The sequence below is a fragment of the Epilithonimonas xixisoli genome, from assembly GCF_004365655.1.
Classification (GTDB): domain Bacteria; phylum Bacteroidota; class Bacteroidia; order Flavobacteriales; family Weeksellaceae; genus Epilithonimonas; species Epilithonimonas xixisoli.
The window spans coordinates 580061-602650 of sequence record NZ_SOEO01000001.1; the positions used below are offsets into that span (position 1 = coordinate 580061).

Genomic DNA, 22590 nt, shown 5'->3' on the forward strand with positions numbered 1-22590 from the left:
CTAATCTCTAACTTCTATTTAAAATGTCTCTAAAACGCAGAATCGCACTCAGTCTCAGCCTTGCATTTTCCTTGATTTTCGGGATTATGATGTTTGTTGTTTATTTTTCTTTTAAAGATTTTAGAAGAGACGAATTTAAGTTGCGTTTCCAGAAGCGATTGGTTTTTACGGTGAATTTTATCGAGAAATCCAGAGATTTTGAAAAAGAAGCACCTATTTTCTTTGACGAGAATTCCGACAATGTTTTGTTGAATGAGAATATTATTATTTTTAATAATGATAAAAAGCTGATTTACAGTACTTTGAAAGATAAGAATATCACTTGGGACAAATTACTATTAGAAAAATTAGACAAAGAGAAAACCGTATATAACGAACATTCGGCTCCAGAAATTTACGCTGCACTTAGAAATATCAATGGCGAAAATTACTACATTCTAACTAGCGCTCAAGATGTTACGGGGCAATCCAAACTTGACTTTTTGAAGTATATGTTGATTTTTTCCTACGTTGTCAGCATTATCTTGATTTGGTTTTTCAGTTATTACATCGTCTCCAAACTGCTGAAACCGCTGGAGATTCTAAAATCCGATATATCAGAAATCAGTGTTCATAAGCTCACAACGCCTGTCGAAATCAAAAATCCAAAAGACGAAATTGGAGTTCTGGCAACATCATTTAATTTGATGACTAACCGTTTGAACGATGTCTTCCAGTCGCAGAAAGATTTCAATTCCAGCGCGGCGCACGAGATGCGAACACCACTTACGAGGATGACTTTTCAGCTGGAAAATTTGATTCAGTTGGAAAATCATTCGCCTAAAACCAAAATCACTTTACAACAGATGTTGCAAGATGTACATCAGTTGTCGGACCTCACAAAATCACTACTTTTATTATCGAAATTCGATAAAGAAGGCATCGCCAGCGTTTACGAAGAAGTGAGGATAGATGAAGTGGTTTTTGACGCTTTCGAAACCGTTCACCGCAATTTCCCCGATTTCAAAATGGATTTCCAAATTGATGAAGAAAGCGTGGAAGATTCAATCTTGACAGTGAAAGGCGTGAAGTCACTTCTCGAGATTACCTTCATCAATTTGTTCAAAAATGCCGCTTTATATTCAGACAATCAAGAAGTTGATATTTCCATCAAGGAAACCGATTTCAGAATTCTTGTGAGCATTGTTTCAAAAGGCACCATCATCCCGATTTCCGAGAGAGAAAAACTCTTCGAAGCCTTTATGCGAGGCAGTAATTCTCAAAATACAACAGGCTCTGGACTTGGTTTGCGCATCGTAAAACGCATTTTGGAATATCACAAAGCTGAGATTTCCTACAACTCGCTTTCGGAGAATGAGAATCTTTTCACGGTGATTTTTAACAAATAAAATTTTAATTTGGGTAGCTATTCCGCCTTCCACTCCCGCTATTTTTGCCCACGCTTTTCCAGCCACAAAAAATGAGCTCCGTTCAAGTCGGGCTACAGCTTCGCAAAGTCGAACATTTTTCTACCAATCAAACTTTTCCCAAACAATTGAAACCTGCAACAATCTAAAATCTTAGCTGAGCGAAGCGCCTTTGCGAACCTTAGAGAATGTTAAAAAAAATAGTAAAACCACATAGACGCATAGAAAAGTGTAAAATTCAAGCTTAAAAAGATAAAATAGAATTAAAACACAATGCTATTTTATCTTAAATCTAAATTGAACTATGTGCCTATGTGGTTAATAAAACTTTTCAATGTAAATTTATCACAGGCTCTAAAATATTTTCAATAATTTCAAAAAAATCTTTGCGCACTTTGCGTTTATAATCACAATTAAGTTTTTTTTAAGCCACATTTAAGTCTGTTTTAATCTCGTAAAACCACCTTTGCATCACCAAAACGAGATAAGAATGAACAAAATAACAACGCTGGTGTTATCCGTTTCGGCATTTGTCTGTCTATCCGGACAGCAACAGATGTCTCTTCAGGATTGCGAATTAGCATTTCAAAAAAACAACCTCCAGCTTCTTGCCGCGCAGTACAATATCAATATGGCAGACGCCGATATTATTCAGGCAAAAATCTGGGAACTTCCACAAATCGAAGGTTATGTGAATGCTGTTAATCCTCAGGACAAAAGAGTTTTTGATGTCGGAAGAGCAAAAGGTGTGGAGATTACGCAATTGATTTATCTGGGCGGGAAAAAGAAAAACGAAATCCAATTCGCCAAGTCGAACAAGGAATTATCGCAATTGCAATTCAGTCAATTGTTGGTGGATTTGAAAACCGAATTGAGACAGACTTATTACAATCTGATTTACGAGCAAAAGAAGCGAACGAGCATAGAAAATCAATTGAAGTATATGAATGATCTTTTGTCTGCTTACAAAACTCAGGTGGACAAAGGTAATATTTCGCTTAAAGATTATGTGCGTCTTCAAAGTATTGTCATTCAGTTGAATAACGATAAAATTGAAATCAATAATAATATTTTGGCTTTCCAGCAAAAGATGAAAGTTTTGACAGGAACTTCGGAAAGTATTTCGCCAGAATTGTCAAAAGCTGAGGAAAACGAATTGCTGGTTGCCCAACCTTTTGGAGACCAAGAAATTCTTAAAGAAAAAGCGTTGGCGAACAACGCAGACTATCTTTATAATTTGAAATTGATTGATAACAGCAAGCTCTACGCACAATGGCAAAAATCGCTCAACACGCCAGATTTGAATCTCGGAGCGGAATATGACCAAGCTTCCGGAACTTTCAACAATGAAATCAATCTGAAAATCGGAATTCCAATCCCGCTTTGGAAAGTGAACAAGGGAAATGTAGAAAGAGCAAAATACGCCATTCAACAAAACGAAAAGAATTTAGAATATCAAAAACTGAATCTCGAAACTCAGGTAGAATCGGCTTATCAAACTTGGAAAAATCAATACGATCAATATTTTGAATTAAAACCTGTTGATAGCGAAAACCTGAACACAGTTTACAACGGAATCCTGAAAAACTTCCGAAGCGGAAATATCAGTCTGATGGATTTTACCGACTTCCTGGAAAGCTACAGACAAACCGTTTTGCAGATCTACGAGATGAAAAAGCAGATTATGATCTCTGCAGAGGAAATCAATCAATTAGTACAAACCAAAATCTTTTATTAATAAAATGAAAAATATTATACCAATTATTCTGGCTATTAGCTTGTTTTCCTGTTCAAAAAAGGAAGAAGTAGTAAAGGAAGAAGCCAAAGGTTTTGAGTTGAGCCAAACAATGCTGAAATCTACAACCTTCGCAAAAGTGGAGAAAAAATTCATCGAGGATGAGTTTAGTTTCTACGGAAAAATATCGGCGGACAAAAATACGTACATCGATATTTTCCCTTTGGTTGGTGGAAATGTTCTCAGTGTGAATGTTGAATTAGGAGATTACGTGACGAAAGGTCAAGTCTTGGCAACGATTAGAAGTACAGAATTGGCGGAAGTTCAAAAAGATGTCAGCGATGCGAAAACCGATTTGCGTGTTGCGGAAAACAACCTGCGTGTGGCCAAAGAAATGTTCGATGGAAAACTGAACACCGAAAAAGACATCAAAGAAGCACAAGCAGACGTACAAAAAGCGAAAGATGCTTTGCACAGGTCCAATGCGGTAAGCACGGTTTATAATATCAAAAAAGGAAATATATACAGTGTGATTTCGCCAATCAACGGCTACATCGTTCATAAAGATATCAACAAAGATATGGAACTCCGAAGCGACCGAAGCGAAAATATCTTCGATGTTGCGAATACCAAAAACGTTTGGGCAATTATGAACGTCAACGAGGCTGATATTGATAAAATCAACCTTGGAATGAAAGCTCAGGTTTCCACATTGTCTTATCCCGACAAAGTTTTCTATGGTAAGATTGATAAAATCTTCAAAATCATCGACCCAGCAACCAACGCAATGCAGGCGAGGGTAGTTTTGGATAATACACAAGGTTTGTTGATTCCAGAAAGCAAGGCAACCATCCGAGTTTCGTCCGCAGAAAATGAAACCGCTTTGGCAATCCCGTCCAGCGCAGTGATTTTTGATGACAATCGATATTTCGTTGTGGCTTATAAATCTCAGACTGACATCAAAGTCAAAGAAATCAAAATCCTGAAACAAAACTCAGAGACAACTTACGTAACAGAAGGCGTTTCCGAAGGAGAAACGGTTGTGACCAACAATCAATTATTGATTTACCGTTCTTTGAATAATTAAAAATCCTCAAAATTGTTAAATCAATAGGAATGGGCTTCAGCCCGTTTATCACAACAATAATTCGAGTTGGCTTTAGCCAAAACTTAATTAAAATTAGGCTAAAGCCGAATTCCACTTTTGATTTTATCATCGGGCTAAAGCCCGACGCAATTTATGTTTTACAAATTTGCTAAGTTTTACGGCTTTGCGAACTTAAACAACACATAGTATGTCAAAAAAGACTTTGCGGACTTTGCGTTAAAAATGAATTGCAATAAACTCATAAAACAAAAAATATGAACAAATTCATAAAAAGTATCATAGGATTTTCCCTTAAAAATAAAGCCTTCACATTCATTTGGGTGGCGATTCTTGCGGTCGCAGGATTCATCAGTTTCAAAAATATGCCGATTGAAGCTTTTCCAGATGTAACCAATACTCAGATTGTCATCATCACGCAATGGAACGGCCGAAGTGCGGAAGAAGTAGAACGATTTGTCACCACACCGATTGAGTTGGCGATGAGTCCCGTTCAGAAAAAGACAAGCGTCCGAAGTACGACGATGTTCGGACTTTCCATCGTTAAGATTTTGTTTGAAGATGGCGTGGACGATATTTTCGCAAGAAATATGGTCAACAATCAGTTGAGAACCGTGAGTTTGCCTGATGAAGTAGATCCGGAAGTTCAACCGCCTTATGGTCCGACTGGCGAGATTTACCGTTACACATTGGAAAGCAAAGACCGAGATTCCAGAGACCTTTTGACGATTCAGAATTGGGTGGTTGATAGAGCTTTGAGAAGTGTTCCCGGCGTGGCAGACGTGAATGTTTTCGGGGGTCAGGACAAGGTTTTCGAATTGAGCATCGACCCAAGAAAATTAGACAAATATAATCTGACGCCAAGTGAAGTTTTAGAAGCCGTAACCAACAGCAACCTTAATGTCGGAGGCGATGTCATCGAGAAAAGCGGGCAAGCTTACGTGGTTCGCGGAATTGGGTTGGTCAAATCTATTTCGGATATTGAGAATATCACAGTTCACAACGACAGCGGAAATCCAATTCTTGTAAAGTACGTTGCCGATGTTCACGAAGGTTCTATGCCTCGCGTTGGTCAGGCTTCCTTGGATAATGAAGCAGACACCGTTGAAGGAATTGTCGTGATGCGAAAAGGCGAAAATGCACAGGAAGTTTTGCTTGCCGTAAAAGATAAAATTGATGAGCTCAACAACAAAATCCTTCCGAAAGATGTAAAAATGAAAACTTTTTACGACCGCCAAAATCTGATGGATTTTACCACGAAAACGGTGATGCACAACTTGTTGGAAGGAATTATTTTGGTAACCGTTATCGTCTTGATTTTTATGGCAGATTGGCGAACCACTTTGATTGTTTCCATCATTATTCCATTGTCTTTATTGTTTGCTTTTTTCTGTTTGAAGATGGCTGGAATGAGCGCAAATCTCTTATCATTGGGAGCAGTAGATTTTGGAATTATCATAGATGGTGCCGTCGTGATGGTCGAAGGATTATTCGTAATGCTCGACCACAAAGCGAAGAAGTACGGAATGGAACGCTTTAACAAAATGGCGAAAGCCGGTTGGATAAAACAAACCGGAACTGGACTCGGAAAAGCGATTTTCTTTTCAAAATTAATTATCATCACGTCTCTTTTACCGATTTTCTCTTTCCAAAAAGTGGAAGGTAAAATGTTCTCTCCACTGGCATTCACATTAGGTTTTGCATTGCTGGGCGCATTGATTTTCACATTGACTTTGGTTCCGGTAATGTCGCATTTATTATTAAAGAAAAATGTAAGGGAAAGACACAATCCATTCGTGGAATTTTGGGACAAATATGTAATGAAAGGTCTGAAATTCACTTTCAGATACAAAAAAATTAGTTTGATTGTTGCGACTTCTGCTTTGGTAGTCACCTTATTTTCAGGGAAGTTTTTAGGAACGGAATTCTTACCTCAACTGAATGAAGGTTCACTTTGGATTACCGCAGAAATGCCGATGAGCTCGTCATTAGAAAAATCTTTAGAAAATGCCGAGAAAATGAAGAAAGACATTATGGCTTTTCCAGAAGTGACAGGCGTTTTGGCTCAAACAGGACGAAGCAATGACGGAACTGACCCGAACGGATTTGGATTTGTACAATTCGCCGTGAATCTCCAACCAAAAGATGAATGGAAAAGAAAAATCACCTACGACGAATTGATTGAAGAAATCGATAAAAAACTCAAAAATTATCAAGGAATTACGTTCAATTATTCTCAACCAATTTCGGATAATGTTGCCGAAGCTGTTGCAGGTTTCAAAGCGGAAAACGGAATCAAAATCTATGGTGACAATCTTCACACATTAGACAGATTGGCGGAGGAAGTTCTCGCATCTATCAAAGATGTGGAAGGTGTGAAAGAACCAGGAATCATCAAGAATATTGGTCAGCCAGAAATCAGTGTGGTTTTGGACAGAAACAAAATGGCCGCGTACGGCGTTTTACCAGCTGACGCGCAAGCGGTTTTGGAAATGGCCTTCGGTGGAAAAACAGCCTCTGAAATGTACGATGGCGAGAGAAAATTCCCAATCCGTTTGCGTTATGCACAAGAATACAGAAAGAATGAAACCGACATTGCCACGCTGATGGTTCCAACTCAAGACGGTGCGAAGATTCCGTTGAAAGAAATCAGTACGATTGAAAAAGAAAACGGCGCCGCGTTCATTTATAGAGATGACATCAAGCGTTATATCGGCGTTAAGTTTTCGATTCGTGACAGAGATTTGGGAGGAACGATTGCCGATGCGCAGAAGAAAGTAGAAAAAATAAAAATTCCCGATGGTTACTCAATTGGTTGGACAGGACAATTTGAAAACCAACAGAGAGCGACCAACAGATTGACGCAAGTCGTTCCAATCAGTATTTTAGGGATTTTCTTTTTGCTTTTCATCTTGTTTGGAAATATCAAAGATTCACTTTTGGTTTTGGCCAATGTTCCGTTTGCCTTGATTGGTGCCATCATCGCACTGCATTTGACTAATATGAATTTCGGGATTTCTGCCGGCGTTGGGATGATTGCCTTGATCGGGATTTGTATCCAAAATGGTGTGATTCTCATTTCAGAATTCCATCAAAATGTCAAAAATGGACTTTCCGTGGATGAATCGATAATGGAAGGTGTGAAAGTGAGAACAAGACCAGTTGTAATGACTGCGTTGATGGCGTCCATCGGACTTTTGCCGGCCGCACTTTCTACAGGAATTGGGTCAGAATCTCAGAAGCCGTTGGCGATTGTAATTATCGGTGGATTGATTACTGCAACGATTTTGACTTTATTGATTTTCCCAATTATCTTTTGGATTTTCAATAGAACTAAGAAAGAATTGATTAATTAATTTTAATGATGTCTTTTGAGAGCCTCAGGATGACAACTCTAAGTTCAGCATTGTCAGTCTGAGGCTCTCGAAGACATATAAAAACTAAGTTATAGTTGTTATTTTATCTCTCTAGTTTGCGTTCTCTCGGTTTTTTTTCGGGAGAACGTTTTTTTGTTTATTAATGTAAGTTTTAGAAATCTGCTATGTGTCTGATTAAAAAATGATGTGTGAAGTTGATTGATACCACGCGTGAAGATGGGTCATGACACACTTGAAGTTGAAGAACAGCACACTAGGCATTTTAAGCTACTTTGCAAATCCTTTATCCATCGGACTTTTCGATGGGCATTTTTTAGCTTTAAAATTGTTTCAATTTTATTGAAATCTTGATTAGAAATTCTCTGTTTCACCTTGGCGAAGCGCACCCCGAGCTGAGTGGAGCTCTTTTTCTGTGATTGCGGGTGCAGAATAGTTCTACTGACGGATTCCCGTCGATAGCATTCACAGAAAAAAGCGGGAACGGAGCGCGGAGAAGGTGCCCAAAATATTTATCTTTGATAATTAAAATCAACTATGCGGAATTTTATTGTCTTAATATTATTGTCAGTCGGCGTTTTCGGCTTCTCTCAGAAATTCTCAAAAGAAGAAAAAGAATTGATTCTCGCAGGCGATGTCAAAACCGCTTTGCCGATTTTCCAGACCGATAACGAAGTGCAACATCAAGTTTTGCTTGCTCAGTCGGAAGAAATCTCTCCAAAAGATAAAAACCTGCCGATCCTGATCGAGAGAATGAGGTTGGCTCTCGCTGCAACCGGCGGTGGCGTTGGGATCGCGGCGCCTCAGGTTGGGATTAATAGGAGAGTGGTGCTGGTACAACGTTTTGATAAGCCCAATGCGCCGGTGGAATATTTTATCAATCCGAAGATTACGTGGTGGTCCGAACTTCTTAACAAAGGTACGGAAGGCGACCTGTCGATAGAAACTTTCCGTGGCGATTTCTACAGAAGCTACAGCATCCGACTGGAATATTATGACCTCGAGAATAAGAAACACGACGAAATGGTGGAAGGTTTCACTGCTGTGATCTTCCAGCACGAGATCGACCATTTGTTTGGGGTTTTGATTTCTGATAAATTGGAAAAGGAAAGAAATGAGTCTTATAAAACATTACAATTTTACAAGAAAAGCAACTCAACAACGCGGTAATTTCTGACCAATGAACGCTAAAAAACTAATCCTAATAAGCATAAGTCTGTTGTCATTCTCCTTGGACGGACAGACCAAGAAAACTAAAAAAACAATGAACGAATCTACCACACACAACAATCCATTGCTTTGCGACGCAGAAACCGGAGTTTGCGGCGTACCTGAAGTTGAAAATGAACAAAATGTAAAAATTGATAACAAAGAACGATCCATCAAGGTCATCTATTTCACCGATCCGATCTGCTCGTCCTGCTGGGGCATAGAGCCACAATTGAGAAAGATGAAACTGGAATATGGCGAGGAAATAAATGTTGAATATCACATGGGTGGCTTGCTTCCAGATTGGAGTTACAACAGCGGTGGCATCAGCAAACCATCGGACGTTGCGCACCATTGGGACGAGGTCAGCGGCCATTACGATATGCCAGTTGATGGTGATGTTTGGCTGGAAGATCCGTTGGATTCTTCGTATCCGCCGTCGATTGCTTTCAAAGCAGCGCAGCTGCAGAGTGAAGAAAAGGCGATTGTCTTTATGAGAGAACTAAGAGAATTGGTCTTCCTAAAAAAGAAAAATATTGCCAAATGGCAAAACATCGCTTTGGCTGCAGAGAAAGTTGGTTTGGATGTTGAGCAACTCAAATCAGATTACGAAGGCAAAGCCAAAACGCTTTTCGAAGATGATCTCAAATTGGCCAGACAGCTAGGTGTGAGAGGATTTCCTACTTTGTTTTTCGTGGATGCAAACGGCGAATCTCAAACCGTTTATGGCACAAAACCATATCCATTTTATGAAACAGCAATCCTAATCGCAAATCCCAAAGCCAGCAAAAAAGAGTACGCAAAAGACTGGGAATCACTGTTCAAAAAGTATAATTCTATGACGGCAAAGGAGTTCAACGAGCTATCTGGAAACAACCGAAAGGAAAGTGAACGGATTTTGGACGAACTCACGTCTCAAGGAAAACTGGAGAAACTGACGACCAAAAACGGCGCGATCTGGACTGTGAAAGCCAATTAGGTCTGGTTTTTGAATAGAAAGTTTTAATCTATAAAATTCAGAACTATGAACTTCATTATCCGTTTGCTGATCACCGCGATATCAGCGTTTATCCTTAGCAAAGTCCTTACAGGTGTCCATTTCGACGGCTTTATGTCCACAGTTATTTTCGCAATTGTTTTGGGACTTCTAAATTTGATTGTAAAACCAATCTTATCAATCTTGTCATTGCCGATCACGATTTTGACATTGGGTCTATTTTCCTTTGTTATCAATGCATTGATCATCCTGTTAGCCGATTATCTGATGGAAAGTATGGAAGTGGCAGGCTTCTGGTGGGCACTTTTGTTTAGTATTTTGCTCTCACTGGTCACATCAGCTTTCTCCACCATCTTCGAAAGCAACGAGGATTAAAAATAAAAAAGAGTTTCAGTCAATTGAAACTCTTTTTTTTTTAACATCATTTGGGCAATCCCTCTCCAACGCTTAGGCAACTGCTCGGGCCGGGCTATCCGTTACTATCTTTTTGTTTTTCCCAAAGCTTTTCCTCGCTCAAAAAACAAAAAGGATATCCACTTCTATCCCTATTGCGGGATTTCAATTTCAATCCAAGAGATCAAAACGAAACCTGTTTTCCAATTAATTTTTCACACTTTCGATAAACGTTTTTCCTTTTGCTTCCCAATCTCCATTTTCCAACAAAATTTTCACGAAAGCTGTTCCTATGATGCCGCCTTGCGCTTTTTCGGTCACATTCTCAAAATCTGATTTATCCTTGATCCCAAATCCGATGAAAACTGGATTTGTCAAGTTTAATGAAGCCAATCTGTTTAGGTAATCTTCGTTCTTCAATACAGCATTTGCATTTCCTGTTGTCGAAGACGAACTCACGGCGTACAAAAATCCAGAACTCAAAGAATCCAAATATTTAATGCGTTCCTCCGAAGTTTCCGGTGTCACGAGAAAAGTAAAATTCAAACTATATTTCCTAAGAATTTCACCATATTGATTTTCAAATGCAATCGGAGGCAAATCCGGAATAATCAATCCTGAAACCCCAACTTCTGCACATTTCTGGCAAAAATTCTCAAATCCAAATTGCAAAACAGGATTCAAATATCCCATCAAAATCTTCGGAATCGTCACAGAATCTTTAACTTTAGCCAATTGCTCGAATAGTTTTTTGATAGACATTCCGTTTTTCAAAGCTAAGGAATGCGCATCCTGAATTACTGGTCCATCAGCAACCGGGTCAGAATAAGGAATCCCGATTTCCATCATATCTGCGCCGGAATTTTGAATGAGTTCGGCGATTTTTCCTGTGTCTTCCAATTTTGGAACGCCTGCTGTGTAGTATATGTTTAGTTTTTTCATTTTGTTTAATGTATTAAGGTATTAACGTAAAATGTATTAACGATTCTAAGGATCGTTAATACATTAATACGTTTTACATTTTACAGATTTAAAGATGTTTCAAATATGTTTCCATATCCTTGTCACCGCGACCGCTGAGGCAAATCACTACAATATCATCTTTTTCAAATTTCTTTTTGTCCAAAACAGCCAAAGCGTGCGCACTTTCCAAAGCTGGAATGATGCCTTCAATTTTTGTCAGTTCAAAAGCTGACTTCAAAGCTTCATCATCATTAATACTGAAAAATTCAGCTCTTTTTTGATTGAAAAGATTAGCGTGCATCGGACCAATTCCGGGATAATCCAAACCTGCAGAAATCGAATGTGGCTCAATAACTTGTCCGTCTTCAGTTTGCATTACCAGACTTTGACTTCCGTGCAAAATTCCCAAAGTTCCAAGAAAAGTTGTAGCCGCAGATTTCCCTGAATCTACGCCAAAACCACCAGCTTCTGCAGCAATGATTTTTACACTTTCTTCATTGACATAATGATAAAAAGTTCCAGCCGCATTACTCCCGCCACCAACGCAGGCAATCACATAATCAGGGTTTTCTCTGCTGATTTTTTCGTTCAGTTGTTCTTTGATTTCTTTCGAAATAATACTTTGAAATCTCGCCACCAAATCTGGGTAAGGATGTGGACCAACCACACTACCAATAATGTAATGCGTTGTGGAAGGATTATTAATCCAATCTCGCAAAGCTTCATTCACAGCGTCTTTCAAAGTTTTTGAACCGGAAGTTGCAGGAATCACAGTTGCACCAAGCATCTTCATTCGAGCAACATTGGGAGATTGTCTCGCAATATCAACTTCGCCCATATAAACGATGCACTCCAAACCAAGTAAAGCGCAGGCCGTCGCCGTTGCAACGCCGTGTTGACCGGCTCCAGTTTCTGCAATGATTCTGTGTTTTCCTAATTTTTTTGCGAGCAAAGCTTGTCCCAAAGCATTGTTGATCTTGTGCGCTCCAGTGTGATTCAAATCTTCTCTTTTCAGAAAGATTTGAGTCTGATACTTTTCGCTCAGATTCTTCGCAAAATAAAGTGGTGTAGCACGCCCAACATAGTTCTTCAACAAATCCTGAAATTCTGTTTGAAATTCCTCGGACTCAATGATTTGTAAATATTTTTCCTGTAATTCGGCAACGTTTGGATAAAGCATTTCTGGAACGAAAGCGCCTCCGAAATCGCCGTAATAACCGTTTTTATCTGGGTTTTGAAAGTTCATTTTTTATATTTTATTGAGCCTTGTCAAGGTTTCAAACCTTGACAAGGCTGATGAGTTTTTTTATTTTTTCTAAATCTTTATTTCCAGCTTCGATTTCAAATTTTGAATTAATATCGAGAGAAAATGGTTGATGGTTGATGGTTGACAGTTGATGGATATTTTCCAACGAAATTCCGCCACTTAAAAAATACGGAATGGGAATCTCGATTTCGTTGAGAATATTCCAATCGAAGGTTTTACCTGTACCGCCAAATGCTTTTGAATCGGTGTCAAATAGTAGATAGTTGATAGTTGTTGGTTGTTGGTTGATGGTTTTTTGTAATTCTTCTGATGTTTGATTTCCAATTCTAATGACTTTTATAATTTCTATTCTTGGATTCAATTTTAAAATGAAATCTTCGGTTTCATCGCCGTGAAGTTGGATGAAATTCAAGTTTGCTTTTTCAGAAATATCAATAATTTTTTCCAAATCTTCATTCACAAAAACACCAACTTTTCCAGAATGTTCAATGGTTGAAATCTGTTCTAAGCTTAATTGATTCAAAACAAATCTTGGCGATTTTTCATAAAAGATAAATCCTAAAAAATCAACATTCAAATCAACCAATCCTTGAATCTGATTGAGCTTTGTTAATCCGCAGACTTTGAGTTGCAATTGGCTTTTGGCTTTTGGCTTTTGGCTTTCAATCATTGGTAATTGTTAGATTTTTACATTTGAAATGAATTCTTCGAATTTCTCTCCAGGATTTTCATTTTTCATAAAATATTCGCCCATCAAAAATCCGTCAAATCCTTTTTCTTTTAGAAATTTGAAATCTTCTTCGTTATAAATTCCGCTTTCTGCAACTGATAGAATATCTTGTGGAAGTTGGTTTTTCAAATTGACAGAATGTTGCAAATCAACTTTGAAATCTTTCAAATTTCGATTGTTAATTCCAACAAAATCAACATTTTTATTAATATGTTTTAATTCTTCATCAGAATGTATTTCAAGTAAAACTTCAAGATTGAGAGAATGCGCTAATTCCGTAAATTCCGAAACCTGAGTTGGTGAAAGACAAGATGCGATTAATAAAATAATATCTGCTCCAATTGATTTGGCTTCGTAAAATTGATACTCATCAATCATAAAATCTTTTCTAAGAATCGGAATATTAATGTGATTTCTTACACTCAAAATATCTTCAAAATTTCCACCAAAAAATTCTAAATCTGTTAAAATAGAAACCGCGCTTGCTCCGAATTTTTCATATTGAGAAACCACTTCCAAAGGCGAAACTTTATCGTTGATAATTCCTTTGCTTGGAGATTTTCTTTTGAATTCGGCGATGATTCCGGATTTTGTTTTCAAATTTTCTTTTAAGGAAAAAATTTTCCGGCTAAAAAATTCGGAATCTTTCAATTTTTCAACAGAAATCTTGGATTTTGAATCTGCAATTTCCTGTTTTTTTCGTTCAATGATTTTATCTAAAATGTTCATTTTGATATTATTAATGGAGATTAATTACTAACCAATGCTAATTTCATTTATTAAAGCTAGAATTAATAAACAAATTCTTACAAATAAATATATAATTCCTGCCCACATTCCAAACTTTACACGAGGTGAAAAGTTTTTGTAAGTAGTCGATTGCATATATCTAAATAGAAAAATTAATAATAATATTATGAAAACGATATTTAATATAATTACAACTGTGAAGTTATCTATTACAGATTGAGCAAACTTGGTAAATGTTGCTGAACCAACAAATAATAGTAAAATAATAAATGTAAAGTATTCTGACTTGTATAATTTTTGAAAAAAGTTATTCATTCGTGATTTTTTTTATTATAATAAAAGATTTAAAATTAATTAATAATACTTTTCAAACTTTGTAACGCTTTTCCACTTTCCAAACTTTCTTTAGCTAAAGCCAAACAATCTTCATAATTCCCATATTTTCCAGTGTTTTCCAAAGCAATCGTAGCGTTTGCCAAAACCACAGAATTTTGTTCTTCAGTTCCTTTTCCTTCCAGAATATTGATGAAAGTTTTGGCGGATTCTTCTTTTGAATGACCTCCAAAAATACTTTCAGCTTCTATGTTTTTAAATTTAAAATCTTCGGCTGAATAGATTTTTTCGCCTGATTTGTTGATGATTTTTGTATCTCCAGTCAATGAAATTTCGTCGTAACCATCCAAAGCGTGAACGAGCATAAAGTCGCTTTTCTGCTGTTGCAAAAGGTATTGATAAACGCGGGCAATCTCGAGATTTGCAACGCCAATCATAGAGTATTTTGGTTTCGCAGGATTTACCAACGGTCCTAGAATATTGAAAAACGTTTTCAGTCCCAATTGTTTTCTCAAAGGCGCAACAGATTTCAAAGCTGGATGGAAGAGTGGTGCGTGGATAAAACAGATATTTCCTTTTTCCAAATCGGCTTTCAAATCCTCAGAATTATCTTTGAATTTATATCCCAATTCTTCCAAAACATTGGACGAACCAGAAATGGAAGAAGCTCCGTAATTGCCTTGCTTGGCTACTTTTTGTCCAGTTCCGGCAACGATAAAACTCGCTAAAGTCGAAATGTTGAACGTATTTTTTCCGTCGCCACCAGTTCCGACAATATCAACCAAGTTGTTCGTTCCCAAATCGACCGGTTTTGCCAATTGAAGTAATGCCTCACGGAAACCCGTGAGTTCTTCCAACGTAATGCTTCTCATCAAGAAAACCGTTACGAAAGCCGTAACCTCGCTTTCATTGAATTTATTTTGTGAGATCTCAGTCAAAATCGCCTTGGCTTCGGCTCTTGTCAAAGTTTGGTGGTTGAAGAGATATTGTAGTATTTGTTTCATAATTGTGGGATGTTGGGTGCTGGATGGTGGAAGTTTTTAGTTTTTCAACTTTTCAATTTTGCAAATTACAGCGTTGTGGTCAGAGATTTTTCTGTCAATTTTTATCATTTTGTTTGTAACTTTTTTATCGTTTAAAAAATCTTTGTTCATCACGATATGGATAGCGCAATCTTCATTTTCCTTTGTTAGAATCTCTAAATTTTCATTTTCAAAAAATAATTTTGTTTCATTAATCACTTTGGTACTTGGATATTTCCAACCTGAAAAAGCAATGTTGAAATCTCCCGAATAAATGACGTTTCCTTCTAATTTTCTGACTTCATTTTTTTGATTTTCCAAGTCATTTTCAAAATGAAAACCTCTTCCTCCAAAACTTCCGATGATGCTTCCGTACAAAATCAGCTGTCCAAATTCAGTACTGATTTTTCCGCAAATTGCTGTGTGCTCATCGTAGGTTTGAAACATTTTTATGATAGGATATTTTGAAAAAATGCTTACTCGATTTTCTTTCTCTTTATATTTTTGATTTTCGTGAAATTTTGGTAATTCTATTGAGTTTAAGCTAAAATACTCAGTTCCAAAATCTATTGTTAAATTGGTTTCTGTCAAAAAAATCAAATCAGGATTTTCCTCTGAAATTAATTTTTTTATAAAATCCAGTTCAGCATTTTTATTAATTTTCAATCGCTCAATATTCCAGCTTAAAATTTTCATTTTAATTCGTTAAAAAATTCTCTAAAATCTTTTTTCCATCAGGCGTCAAGATACTTTCCGGGTGATATTGTACGGCGTGAACATCGTAAGTTTTATGTCTCAAACTCATAATCATTCCGTTTTTGTCAACGCTTGTGATTTCCAATTCGAAAGGGAAATCATCAGGATTTACCGCCCACGAATGATATCTACCAACTTCCAAAGTTTCTGGTAAACTGTTGAAAATCTGGTGCGCATTGATTTGAATAGATTCTGTTGCGACGCCGTGGTAGATTTCGGAAAGATTGATTAAACTTCCACCAAAAGCTTCTGCTATAGCTTGTTGTCCAAGACAAACGCCGAAAATTGATTTTGTTGGTGCATATTTTTTTATTAATTCTAACAAAATTCCTGCTTCTTCTGGAATTCCTGGTCCGGGAGAGAGAATGATTTTATCATATTTTTCAATGTCTTCCAAAGCGATTTGGTCATTACGGAAAACGTCTACTTCTGAACCGACAATTTGTTCGATGATCTGAACGAGATTGTAAGTAAAACTGTCATAATTATCTAAGACTAATATTTTTTCCTCCCCAACCCCTCCAAAGGAGGGGCTTTCATTGAGTTTATTTTTATTCATTTTTAACATAATTTTTAACGTTGTTCTCCCCTTTGGGGGAAAGGGGGATTATATTTTCTCTGCTTTTAAAACGGCTTTTTTCAAAGCGCCTAATTTGTTGTTCACTTCCTGCAATTCACTTTCGGCAACGGATTTGGCTGTGATTCCAGCGCCGGCTTGATAAAACAATGTGTTGTTTTTACTCAAGAAAGTTCGAATCATAATCGCCTGATTACAACTTCCATCAAAACCTACAAAACCAATACAACCTGCGTAATAACTTCTGGAAGTTTTCTCGTGTTCATCAATCAATTGCATTGCTCTGTATTTTGGAGCACCACTTAAAGTTCCTTGTGGGAAAGTGGTTGCAATCATTTCATACGGATTCTGATTTTCTTTCACATCGGCAACCACTTCTGAAACCATATGAATCACGTGAGAGAAAAAGTGAATTTCTTTCAGTTTTGAAACGGTTGTGTTTTTCCCGTGAATGCTCAAATCATTTCTTGCCAAATCTACCAACATCATATGTTCTGCATTTTCTTTCGGGTCTTTTTTGAGCTCTTCTGCGGATTCCAAATCTTTTTCGATGTTTCCTGTTCGTTTGAAAGTTCCTGCAATTGGATGAATAATGGCTTTACCATTTTTGATAATCAACTGACTTTCCGGACTAGAACCCATTAATTTGTAATCACCATAATCGAAGAAAAATAGGTACGGCGAAGGATTGATATTTCTCAAAGCACGGTAAACATTGAACTCGTCACCTTGGAATTTCTGTTCAAATCTTCTGCTCAAAACTAACTGGAAAACGTCGCCACGGAAACAATGTTTCTTCGCAAATTCTACGGATTCCAAGAATTCTTCATCTTTCAAATTCGAAGTTTCTTCTGCGGTAATTTCGAATGGGAAAACTGGTGCGTTTTTTTGATTGATTATGCTTTCCAATGTTGAAAGTTCTGATTTTAAACCATCGATTTTATTTTCAATAAGGAACATTTCGTCGTTGTGATGATTAATTGCAATCACGTATTGATAAATTCTGTAACGCATCAACGGGATTTTATTTTCCTCAGATTGTTCCTTGAATTTGATATTCTCAAAAAACGGAATCGCATCATAACTTGTATATCCGAAAAATCCCTGTGCTTGTTTTCCAATCTCGTGGTTTGGTTTTTCGCATTTGAAACAATTGGAAAATTCCTGAAGCAAATCAGAAAGTTTTTCATTTTTCAGATTAATTTTCTGAGGATTTTCAAGCGGAAATTTCAATTCGGCTTCGTCGTAATTTCGGATTTCGATTCCAGCAATGGCGTTGACACCAATGAAAGAAAACGAATTTTCAGAATTCTGATTTCCTGCACTTTCCAAAAGAATCGTGTCCCGAAACTGGTCACGAAGTCGCAGGTAAATCCCAATCGGTGTGTAGAGGTCTGCCAAGCGGGATTTGACGACAGTTTTTATTTTTATTGTTTGATGATTTATCATATAAATTTAAAATTAGTTTAAAAACTTTGTCAAAGATTTGAAACTTTGACAAAGTGAAAAAAAAAGACTTCAACAAAAAATGTCGAAGTCTTATTATGATTGAGTTATAGTTAGTTCAGAATTTAGAACACCGATAAGTCTTTCAGACCCGACAAAGAGTTTGAAAGCCACCACCAGTTATTGTTCATTGTTTTCATCTGTTGATAATAATTTTTTTAAAAGGACAGATGGAACTGTCGTTTCATTGGGACAAATTTAGAAATGATTTTTAATTCTGCAACTATTTTTTTGAAAAAATTCTAAACTAATTTTTAAAAACTATTGAATGAATTACAGTAAAGTTGTTGATTGAAATTTCGGTTGCTGATACTATGTAAATTAAACGCAAAGATTAACCTTATTCTCGGTGAAATAAAGAGCAAAGAGGAGTCAATAAATTGATTTGATGAAGCGTGAAATTATTAAAAATGTGTTTTGTGAAATTTAAAAACAATTCAAGCTTAATCAGTGCAGATTTATCTGCCTTTGCAAGCTTAAATTTTTAATGTTCAAAAATTAAATCTTTGCGTTTAATTTTTGAAAAGTAATAATAAAATGAATTTTGTTTTTTTTAATATTTATTAAAAAACATTATCACAAAAAAGGTTTCATCTCGTCTTCTATATTTTTTCTGAGGTCTTTTAGTTTTATGGCATATTGTTCCATTTGGATTTCTTTTTCTGTGGTTGGATTCCATTTTGGAACTTCTACAGATTTCCCGTTCTCGTCCACGGCGACAAAAACGATGATGCAATGTGTTCTCTTCTCAAATTTTTTCTCTTTTACATTTCGAGAAAATACATCGATGGAGATGTGCATACTTGAGTTTCCTGTCAAAATAACTTTGGACTCCAGTTTTACGATTTCTCCAATTTTGATTGGTTTATAAAACCGAATTCCGCCGACATAAACGGTGACGCAATAGCTGGATGACCAATTGCTGGCGCAGGCGTATCCGACTTGGTCTATCCATTTCATCACGCTTCCGCCGTGCACGTTGCCTCCAAAATTGACGTCTGTGGGTTCGGAAATAAACTGAAAAGTAATTGGTTTGTTGTCCATTTTCTGAATGTTTGTATAAATGTAAGGTTTTTTGAAGGGATTTTAGTACTTCAGAATAATGCATATTCTAATTGTTTTTGTTTGCCCCAACCCTAAAGGGAGCAAAAACAATTAGAAATTTAATCATAATTACTCCCTTTAGGGTTGGGGAAATAATTTTGATTAAATTTTAAGAAACCTTGTCTTAAAAACAAAACGTGTTTGGATGGGGAATCTGCAACCTACTTCGACAAGCTCAGCATAAACTCTCTGAACGGAGCTCATTTTTTGTGGCTGGAAAAGCGAAGGCAAAAATAGCGGGAGTGGAGGACGGATAAGTTGCCCAAAATATGAAACTTAATTCCTTAATGAACGTTAAAGTTAGGGATGTAAATGGCGGAAGATGAGTGCTTGCGTCGGGGCGTAATATAAGTTATCTAATCGACATAGCCAAGATGTGGAAAATAAAACGTATTTTTGCAAAATGAAAAAAGTATTTTATCTTAAAACTTGCGATACCTGTAGAAAAATATTGGGACAATATGATACGAGGGATTGGGAACTGCGTGAAATAAAAATGAACCCAATCACAGCGGAAGAAGTGGAAGATATGTACAAATTGGCTGGTTCTTACGAAGCGCTTTTCAATAAGAAATCTAATCAAATCAAGTTGCAGGAATTGGATCCTAAAGCTTTGAAGGAAGAGGATTACAAGGAATTGCTGTTGGACCACTACACGTTTCTAAAACGTCCTGTTTTCTTGACGGAAAACGAAATCTTCATCGGTAGCGATAAAGCGAATCTTGGTAAATTAAAAGAATATTTCTTCTCTCTAAAAGAGGATTAAAAGATATTGCTTGTACAAGTGAATAAGTCCGGAACGGTTGTGTTTCGGATTTTTTTGTTGACTTACGATTTGGAAAAAAGTCATAAATTGGAAGTTCAAATATCAATTATGAAAAAAGTTTTATTTGTTTTAATTTTTATTATTTCATTTTTCTCATTTGGACAATTATCTCCAAATAAGCAAAAATTAATAAAACCATTATTAACAATAGATTATGCTGAGTCAGAAAATATTGGTGTGGGCGGAGAATACAGTGAAATTTATAAGTCCTTCGAAAATATAAAAGGAAAATTGACAAATCAAGATTTATTGATTTTGGCTTTGAATTCTAGTAACTCTCTTAGATTCTATTCCTGCGTAGAACTAATTCATAGAAATGATAAAGATGTTATCAATCTTTATGTGTATTATAGTGATTATCCTTTGAAAATGAAATATTTAAATGGTTGTCTTGCAAGTAATGAAAATATCTCAGATTTAATTTATCAGGAATACCAAAATATTTTTGACATCAAAAAAACATTAGAATTAGAATTGTCAAAATTGGACAAAAAAGAAATAGATGAAAATTCTGTTTACAAAGAATGGCAAATTACGCTTGATGGTATTAATAAAAAATTGACAAGCGAATTTTTACAAAATTTTGAACAAATTAGAAAATTGAAGAAAGAATTTGATGAAAGAATTTGATGAAATTTATGAATGGAAATCAAGACAAAAGTTGAAAAAATAAAACCCGCTTCAGAAATTTCTGAGGCGGGTTTGGTATAATAAATTGATTAATTAATAAGAACCTTTCCCAATAAAATGAGAAGCAATTTTCTCAGTCAATGCAATTGGATTCGGCGTGTTCACGTATTTTGTAAAACGTCTTAGTCCTGCTAGCATCATTCTTTGCTCGTCGCCTTCGGAGAAAGAAACGATGCCTTCTTTGGCGTTTGTTGCGATGATGTCAACGGCTTTGTAAAGATTCAATCTTGCCATTGATGCTTCTACAGAATCGGTGTCGAAATGTTTCTCCGCTCTCAGGATGGCAGATTCTGCCATATAGATTTGGTTCAGGATTTCGGAAGCGTTCAGGAGAAGATGCTGTTGTTTCTCGATGTCCATCATATATTTCTGAAGGGCAGAACCGGAAACCATCAGGAATACTTTCTTTAGATTTTTGATAACTTCTTTTTCCTCAGACATATACTCTGAATAATCCGGAATGTCGAAAGACGGAATTCCCATCAATTCTTTCCCAACATTTTTTGCAGGCGTCAAAAGGTCGATTTTCCCTTGCATTGTACGTTTGATGAGCATTCCAACGGCAAGAAGCCTGTTGATTTCGTTCGTTCCTTCGTAGATTCTGGAAATCCTTGAATCTCTCCAAGCCGATTCCATTGGTGTATCTTCCGAGAAGCCCATTCCACCGAAGATTTGAATCCCTTCATCCGCTGAATGCTGTGCTAAATCCGATACAAAAACTTTCAAAATAGAACATTCTACAGCGAATTCCTCCACACCTTTCAATTCAGCTTCCTCGTGGTTCATTCCGCCGGCAACCAATTCCTTGATTTTGTTTTCGACATCTTTTGCACCACGGTAAGAACCAGCCTCACTCACGAACGCGCCAGTCGCCATCTCTGCCAACTTCTTGCGAATTGCCCCGAAAGTGTTGATAGAGACGCCAAACTGTTTTCTCTCAGTAGAATAAGTCAATGAATGGTTCAGGATTCTTCTTTGCGCATCCAGACACGCCGCAGCCAATTTGATTCGACCAACGTTCAGGGCATTAAGAGCGATTTTGAAACCGTTGTTTCTTTCGCCCAACAAATTCTCGACTGGAACTTTCATATCATTGAAGAAAACCTGACGCGTAGAAGACGCACGGATTCCCAATTTGTGTTCTTCCTCTCCGAAAGTCATACTCTCAGGATTTTCCAATTCGGTACGGTTGATGACGAATCCGGTGATGTTTTTATCATCATCAATCTTGGCAAACAAAGTGAAAGTGTCTGCAAAACCTGCATTCGAAATCCACATTTTTTGTCCGTTGATAATGTAATGTTTGCCGTCTTCGGAAAGTTTGGCTCTGGTTTTTCCGCTGTTAGCGTCGGAACCTGCGTCTGGCTCAGTCAAACAGTAAGCACCGAATTTAGTTCCAGCCGCTAAGTCCGGAAGGTATTTGTTTTTCAGATATTCGCTACCATAAAGTAGGATTGGTAAAGTTCCAATTCCCGTGTGGGCGCCATAAGCTGTTGCTAATGAACCGGTTGTTCCCGAGATGTAGTCGCAAGCCAGCATCGTGGTTACGAATCCCATTCCCAATCCGCCGTAAGCTTCCGGAACTGCGATTCCCAAGAATCCCATTTCTCCGATTTTACGCATCACTTCTTCCGTGTAGGCGTAATCTTTTTTTTCGAAGCGTTCTTTGTTCGGAACCACTTCTTTATCTATAAATTCTTTTGCAGAATCGCGAAGCATTTTTTGTTCTTCGGAAAGTTCCTCGATGCTGAATATTTCCTGAGCAGTGATATCTTTTACAAGGAATTCACCACCGTTTAATGTTTGGGTTTCAGTACTCATTTATATTATTTTTTTTTATTAAAGAA

General features: G+C 36.9%; 19 protein-coding genes. 9 read left to right on the forward strand and 10 right to left on the reverse strand.

Annotation, left to right across the window (positions count from 1 at the left end):
- Positions 1-23: 23 nt before the first annotated feature.
- The 7 genes from B0I22_RS02765 (at position 24) to B0I22_RS02795 (ending at position 10201) form a co-directional block, all read left to right on the forward strand.
- Complete coding sequence (locus B0I22_RS02765) at positions 24-1388, forward strand: ATP-binding protein (RefSeq protein ID WP_133943080.1); 1365 nt, start codon at positions 24-26, stop codon at positions 1386-1388.
- Positions 1389-1896: 508 nt separating this feature from the next.
- On the forward strand, positions 1897-3144 hold the full coding sequence (locus B0I22_RS02770; RefSeq protein ID WP_185145332.1) for a TolC family protein: 1248 nt from the start codon (positions 1897-1899) through the stop codon (positions 3142-3144).
- 4 nt (positions 3145-3148) lie between these two features.
- The gene (locus B0I22_RS02775; protein ID WP_133943082.1) at positions 3149-4228 is read left to right on the forward strand and encodes an efflux RND transporter periplasmic adaptor subunit; all 1080 of its coding nucleotides are present in this window, start codon (positions 3149-3151) and stop codon (positions 4226-4228) included.
- A 275-nt stretch (positions 4229-4503) separates the two neighbouring features.
- Positions 4504-7602 (forward strand): efflux RND transporter permease subunit, encoded by a 3099-nt coding sequence (locus B0I22_RS02780; protein WP_133943083.1) that lies wholly within the window; start codon positions 4504-4506, stop codon positions 7600-7602.
- A gap of 555 nt (positions 7603-8157) precedes the next feature.
- On the forward strand, positions 8158-8790 hold the full coding sequence (locus B0I22_RS02785) for a peptide deformylase (protein WP_133943084.1): 633 nt from the start codon (positions 8158-8160) through the stop codon (positions 8788-8790).
- Between the two features lie 94 nt (positions 8791-8884).
- Positions 8885-9808 (forward strand): DsbA family protein, encoded by a 924-nt coding sequence (locus B0I22_RS02790; RefSeq protein ID WP_133943945.1) that lies wholly within the window; start codon positions 8885-8887, stop codon positions 9806-9808.
- Between the two features lie 45 nt (positions 9809-9853).
- Positions 9854-10201 (forward strand): phage holin family protein, encoded by a 348-nt coding sequence (locus tag B0I22_RS02795; protein ID WP_133943085.1) that lies wholly within the window; start codon positions 9854-9856, stop codon positions 10199-10201.
- A gap of 225 nt (positions 10202-10426) precedes the next feature.
- Here the strand turns inward: B0I22_RS02795 and trpA are convergent, their stop codons facing one another.
- The 9 genes from trpA to B0I22_RS02840 form a co-directional block, all read right to left on the reverse strand.
- Positions 10427-11161 (reverse strand): tryptophan synthase subunit alpha, encoded by a 735-nt coding sequence (gene trpA, locus B0I22_RS02800; protein ID WP_133943087.1) that lies wholly within the window; start codon positions 11159-11161, stop codon positions 10427-10429.
- Between the two features lie 88 nt (positions 11162-11249).
- Positions 11250-12428 carry a tryptophan synthase subunit beta gene (trpB, locus tag B0I22_RS02805; protein ID WP_133943088.1) on the reverse strand — a complete coding sequence of 393 codons (1179 nt, stop codon included), beginning with the start codon at positions 12426-12428 and terminating at the stop codon, positions 11250-11252.
- A gap of 31 nt (positions 12429-12459) precedes the next feature.
- Positions 12460-13119: a phosphoribosylanthranilate isomerase gene (locus B0I22_RS02810; RefSeq protein ID WP_133943089.1), complete on the reverse strand. Its 660-nt coding sequence runs from the start codon at positions 13117-13119 to the stop codon at positions 12460-12462.
- Positions 13120-13128: 9 nt separating this feature from the next.
- A complete protein-coding gene (gene trpC, locus B0I22_RS02815; protein WP_133943090.1) occupies positions 13129-13908 on the reverse strand; it encodes an indole-3-glycerol phosphate synthase TrpC in 780 nt (259 codons plus the stop codon).
- A gap of 371 nt (positions 13909-14279) precedes the next feature.
- On the reverse strand, positions 14280-15266 hold the full coding sequence (trpD, locus tag B0I22_RS02820) for an anthranilate phosphoribosyltransferase (protein WP_133943091.1): 987 nt from the start codon (positions 15264-15266) through the stop codon (positions 14280-14282).
- Positions 15267-15302: 36 nt separating this feature from the next.
- Entirely contained in the window at positions 15303-15980 is a 678-nt protein-coding gene (locus B0I22_RS02825) for an endonuclease/exonuclease/phosphatase family protein (RefSeq protein ID WP_133943092.1), read from the reverse strand.
- 1 nt (position 15981) lies between these two features.
- On the reverse strand, positions 15982-16599 hold the full coding sequence (locus B0I22_RS02830) for an anthranilate synthase component II (protein ID WP_133943093.1): 618 nt from the start codon (positions 16597-16599) through the stop codon (positions 15982-15984).
- A gap of 48 nt (positions 16600-16647) precedes the next feature.
- Positions 16648-18066 carry an anthranilate synthase component I family protein gene (locus tag B0I22_RS02835; protein ID WP_133943095.1) on the reverse strand — a complete coding sequence of 473 codons (1419 nt, stop codon included), beginning with the start codon at positions 18064-18066 and terminating at the stop codon, positions 16648-16650.
- A gap of 633 nt (positions 18067-18699) precedes the next feature.
- The gene (locus B0I22_RS02840) at positions 18700-19167 is read right to left on the reverse strand and encodes an acyl-CoA thioesterase (RefSeq protein WP_133943097.1); all 468 of its coding nucleotides are present in this window, start codon (positions 19165-19167) and stop codon (positions 18700-18702) included.
- Positions 19168-19630: 463 nt separating this feature from the next.
- Between B0I22_RS02840 and B0I22_RS02845 the strand changes: the two genes are divergently transcribed.
- On the forward strand, positions 19631-19993 hold the full coding sequence (locus B0I22_RS02845; protein ID WP_133943098.1) for an arsenate reductase family protein: 363 nt from the start codon (positions 19631-19633) through the stop codon (positions 19991-19993).
- A 108-nt stretch (positions 19994-20101) separates the two neighbouring features.
- Positions 20102-20683, forward strand: coding sequence for a hypothetical protein (locus B0I22_RS02850; protein WP_133943100.1), 582 nt, complete (start codon positions 20102-20104; stop codon positions 20681-20683).
- Positions 20684-20776: 93 nt separating this feature from the next.
- Here B0I22_RS02850 and B0I22_RS02855 read toward each other — a convergent pair whose 3' ends face one another.
- Positions 20777-22564 carry an acyl-CoA dehydrogenase family protein gene (locus B0I22_RS02855; RefSeq protein WP_133943101.1) on the reverse strand — a complete coding sequence of 596 codons (1788 nt, stop codon included), beginning with the start codon at positions 22562-22564 and terminating at the stop codon, positions 20777-20779.
- Positions 22565-22590 lie beyond the last annotated feature (26 nt).